A 1,191-nucleotide genomic window follows, 5' to 3' on the forward strand; every position below is an offset into this window, starting at 1 on the left:
CAACAACGCCTTGCGAGGAAATGACGATAAAATTACCTTTTTAAGGCAATACCAAATATATTTTGCAAAGCTAGAAATATTAATATAGATTAAGTACAAAAAGGAATTAGTGAGTAAAATGCCGAAAAACCAGAATTTAGATATAGAAAGAAAACAAGATCATATTGAAATTAATCTTACGAAAAACGTTGCATCTACGCTTACAAGCGGTTTTGAATCTATGCAATTTATTCACAACGCATTACCGGAAATTAACTACGATAGCATAGATACTACTAGTACTTTCCTTGGAACATCTTTGCAAGCACCTATTCTAATTTCTAGTATGACCGGAGGCACGACTAGAGCTAGCGATATCAATTATCGACTTGCACAAGCCGCCCAAAAAGCCGGAATTGCTATGGGGCTTGGTTCTATGCGGGTTTTGTTAACGAAGCTGGATACGATCGAGACATTTGCGGTAAGGGATGTTGCCCCTGATATTCCATTACTTGCTAATATCGGTGCAGTGCAGCTTAATTACGGGGTAACACCTAAAGAATGTCAGTATTTAGTTGATACTACTAAAGCTGATGCCTTAATCTTACATCTAAACGTATTGCAGGAACTGACTCAGCCGGAAGGTAATAGAAACTGGGAAAATCTTTTGCCTAAGATAAAAGAGCTAGTTAATTACCTCTCTGTGCCTGTAATTGTTAAAGAAGTAGGATACGGTTTATCTAAAAAAGTTGCTGAAAGCCTTATAGGGGTAGGGGTTAAGGTTCTTGATATTGCAGGGAGCGGCGGAACATCTTGGAGTCAAGTAGAGGCTTATCGTGCTACAAATTCACTGCAAAACCGTATAGCTAGTAGCTTTATTAACTGGGGAATCCCGACTTTAGATTCTCTAAAAATGGTGAGAGAAGTATCGAGGGACATTCCGATTATTGCTAGCGGCGGGTTAAAATCCGGCATTGACGGGGCGAAAGCAATCCGGATGGGAGCTAATATTTTTGGACTCGCCGGTCAATTCTTAAAAGCGGCAGATACATCAGAAAGCTTACTTTCCGAAGAGATACAATTAATAATCGAGCAGCTTAAAATTACCATGCTATGCACCGGATCACGCACTTTAAAAGATTTAGCAAAAGCAGAGATAAAACTTTAGGTCATGCCTCCATATTGCAGTTACGCCTATTAAAAAGCTATACG

General features: G+C 39.2%; 1 protein-coding gene. It reads left to right on the forward strand.

Annotation, left to right across the window (positions count from 1 at the left end; all coding sequences use genetic code 11):
• Nucleotides 1–118 precede the first annotated feature (118 nt).
• On the forward strand, nucleotides 119–1,147 hold the full coding sequence (gene fni, locus KYQ89_RS04430) for a type 2 isopentenyl-diphosphate Delta-isomerase (RefSeq protein WP_218460584.1): 1,029 nt from the start codon (nucleotides 119–121) through the stop codon (nucleotides 1,145–1,147).
• Nucleotides 1,148–1,191 lie beyond the last annotated feature (44 nt).

The organism is Rickettsia sp. TH2014 (genome assembly GCF_019249195.1).
Taxonomy (GTDB): Bacteria; Pseudomonadota; Alphaproteobacteria; order Rickettsiales; family Rickettsiaceae; genus Rickettsia; species Rickettsia felis.

What these genes read in the sequence shown, in the direction of transcription:
- fni (WP_218460584.1), top strand. Translation starts at nt 119, where the DNA reads ATGCCGAAAAACCAGAATTTAGATATAGAAAGAAAACAAGATCATATT.